This is a genomic window from Streptomyces cahuitamycinicus, assembly GCF_002891435.1.
Classification (GTDB): Bacteria; Actinomycetota; Actinomycetes; order Streptomycetales; family Streptomycetaceae; genus Streptomyces; species Streptomyces cahuitamycinicus.
The window spans coordinates 1-2,962 of sequence record NZ_POUC01000668.1 but is presented as its reverse complement, the minus strand read 5'-3'; the positions used below and the strand labels follow the sequence as shown (position 1 = coordinate 2,962).

Below are 2,962 nucleotides of genomic sequence, written 5' to 3'. Positions count from 1 at the left end.
ATGACCCCCCATCCGGCCCACCCCGGCGCCCACTCGATCAGAACCACCCCGGAAGGCCTGATGTGGGAGCCCAGCGAGCGCTGGGTACGCGGCCGCAAGGGCGACGTCATCGTCGTCGACAGCCGGCACCCCGTACTCGTCTGGGAACCCCACCTGCCCGTGCCGCAGTACGTCTTCCCCCGCGAGGACGTCCGCACCGACCTCCTCCGCCCGGCCGCGAGCCCGCCCACGGGCGCCCACACCGGCTCCCGGATCTTCTACGACCTCGACGCGGACGGCGAGGTACGGAAGAATGCGGCCTGGACGTTCCCCGCCGACGACCTGGCCGGTCACATCGCCTTCGAGTGGTTCCTGCGCACCGACACGGGCCTCGACCACTGGTACGAGGAGGACGAGGAGATCTTCATCCACCCGCGGGACCCGCACAAACGCGTCGACGCGCTGCCCAGCAGCCGGCACGTGCGGGTCGAGATCGACGGGCAGGTCGTCGCGGACAGCCACGACCCCGTCCTGCTCTTCGAGACCTCCCTGCCCACCCGCTACTACCTCCCCCGCGAGGACGTCCGCCTCGACCTGCTCGACGCCACCGGCCACCACACCGGATGCCCCTACAAGGGCACCGCCTCGTACTGGTCCTGGCGCGGCGACGCCGATGTGCCGCCCAACCTCGTGTGGACCTACCCGGAGCCGCTGCCCGCGGTGGCGGCGATCCGGGGGCGGGTGGCCTTCTTCAACGAGGTCGTCGACATCACGCTCGACGGCGAGCGCCTGGAACGGCCGGACACGCCGTTCAGCGGGATGCTGCGGAAGAGGAGCCGCTCGTGAAGCTGTCGAGCAGGGCGTCCAGCCCGGCCGCGAGACCCTCCGGGCCGCCCCGCTCGGCGAGCGCCGCCGCCGTCTCCCGCAGCATCGGCAGCTCCTTCGCGGACAGCCGGTGCAGTCCGAGACGGAAGGCCGGGTCGGTCTCGTCGGGGTTGTCCACCGTGGGTCGCAGTTCCACGAACACGTAGCCCAGCAGCCAGGCCGTGAAGGCGCGGAACACCTCTGCCGCGGTCGTCTCGTCGAAACCGGCGCCCCGCAGCAGGGTCAGCACCCTCTCGTGATCGCGCAGGACCGCGGCGGGCCTCCGGGCCAGTGGCACCGCCAGCAGACGGGTGGCGAGCAGCGGTACGGCCTGGGGGTGCGTGAGGCACACCTCGTAGGTGGCCCGGGCGTTCCGGTGCAGCCCCGCCCGCCAGTCGGGGTCCTGGCCGGGGTCGGCGGCCAGCCGCTCCTCCAGTTCCAGGTACAGCGCCTCGACCAGGCCGTCGAGCAGGGAGTCCTTGCTCGACGCGTACCGGTAGAGCGCCATGGCCTCCACGCCGAGCTCCGTGCCGAGGCGGCGCATGCTGAGCGCAGAGAGCCCTTCACGGTCCACCAGCGCCAGGGCGCTGGCCAGCACCCGCTCCCGGTTCAGCCGGCCGTAGCGGCCGCGGTCGCTGGCGCGGCGGGCCTCGCGTGGACCACGGCCGTTCGCCATGCTGCCTCCTCGTGTACCGAAGGACGGGGCCGGCGGGGCCGGCTCTTCTACGACGTACACATACACGATGCGGGCCGAGTCGCACCTCAGCCGAGCTGCACTGAAGATGAAAGAAGGTGATATAGGGCTAGTTGTGAGCATCTGGCTGAAGGGAGTGCCGGGTGACGTTCACCGAGGAGCTGAGGGGCCTCCTCCCCCTGCGTCCCGTCCCTCTTGTGACCCGTCCCGTCGACGCGGTGGCGGCCCGCAGGCTCACGGCCTCGCTCGGCGCGGAAGGCGACCCGCACCGGCCCCGGCGCACCTTCTCCGATCTGCTCGTCTTCCGGCTCGACGACGGCGACTCGCAGTCAGCCGTGGTCAAGCATCCCCGCAGCGCCCGCGCCGCCGCCTCGCTGGCGCACGAGTGCGAGGCGGTGCGGCAGCTGACCCGGGACGAGCGGCTCGGCGCGTGGCGGCGGCTGCTCCCCGTGGTGGAGGAACGGCGTCTGGACGGGCCGCTGCCGCTACTGGTGGAGACCTGCCTGCCCGGTGTGGAGGCCGACGTACTGCTGCGGCGCTCGCCGGAGCCGGCCCGCCGCGTCAGCGTGTCCGCCCTCACGGCGATCCGCGAGCTGCATCGCGCCACCGGGCGGACGCAGGAGGTGACGGACCGGTTGGCCGGCTGGGTGAAGCCCCGGCTGGCCGTCCTCGCCGAGGAGGTTCGCTGGTGCCGCCACGGGAAGGGCGCACAGGCCCTGGCGGCCGTGCGCGAACGGATGGAGCGCGATCTGGCCGGACGTCATCTGCTGGTGGGGTGGACGCACGGCGACTTCCACCCCGGCAACGTGCTGCTGTCGGAGCGCCGGGGGACCCTGACCGGGGTGATCGACTGGGCGGGCGCGGTCCCGGACGGCCCCTGCCTGCTCGACTGCCACACCTTCGTGCTGGCCATGCGGCACCAGCTCTCCGGGCGGGAGTTCGGCGGGGTCGTGGCCGATGTGGTGCGGCGGGCCTCTCTGCTGCCCGAGGACCGGCGGCTGCTCGCCGGTGTGCGGGCCCTGCCCTCCGGCCCGCGGGCGGAGACGGCCGTGACGCTGCTGACCTGGCTTTGGCACGTCGCGGGGAACCTGGAGAAGTCGGCCCGGTACGCGCGCAGCCACCGGTGGGTCGCCGACAACGTCGTGTCCGTGCTCGTGGAGGTACTGGCGCACGAGGGCGAGGCGCCCGCCCGGGAAGCGGCGCGGAGCCCCGGTCACCGCAGGAGAACGCCGTGAACACATCAGCCGAACTCCTCATCGACACCGCGTCCGGTCCCGCGCATGTCACCACCCCGGTCCCGCGGGCGACATGGTGGGAACTGGCCGCGCGGGACCAGGACATCTGTGTCACCCAGACGCCCACCTGGCTCGACTGCCTGTGTGCGACGGGGCCGTACCGGGACGCCAGCCGGCTCTACGCGTTCCC

The 2,962-nt window shown here is 72.8% G+C and carries 4 protein-coding genes; 3 read left to right on the top strand and 1 reads right to left on the bottom strand.

The features are described from left to right. Complete coding sequence (locus C1J00_RS41325; protein WP_102913965.1) at positions 1-825, top strand: DUF427 domain-containing protein; 825 nt, start codon at positions 1-3, stop codon at positions 823-825. Here C1J00_RS41325 and C1J00_RS41320 read toward each other — a convergent pair. Then, complete coding sequence (locus tag C1J00_RS41320) at positions 791-1,519, bottom strand: TetR/AcrR family transcriptional regulator (protein WP_102913964.1); 729 nt, start codon at positions 1,517-1,519, stop codon at positions 791-793. The two genes, C1J00_RS41325 and C1J00_RS41320, sit on opposite strands and share 35 nt — an antisense overlap. A 161-nt stretch (positions 1,520-1,680) precedes the next feature. On the opposite strand from C1J00_RS41320, the gene C1J00_RS41315 reads away from it, so the two are divergent. Then, entirely contained in the window at positions 1,681-2,772 is a 1,092-nt protein-coding gene (locus C1J00_RS41315; protein ID WP_102913963.1) for a phosphotransferase family protein, read from the top strand. Continuing rightward, on the top strand, positions 2,769-2,962 hold a 194-nt coding region (locus C1J00_RS41310), incomplete at its 3' end, for a hypothetical protein (protein ID WP_146046369.1). The genes C1J00_RS41315 and C1J00_RS41310, both read left to right, overlap by 4 nt.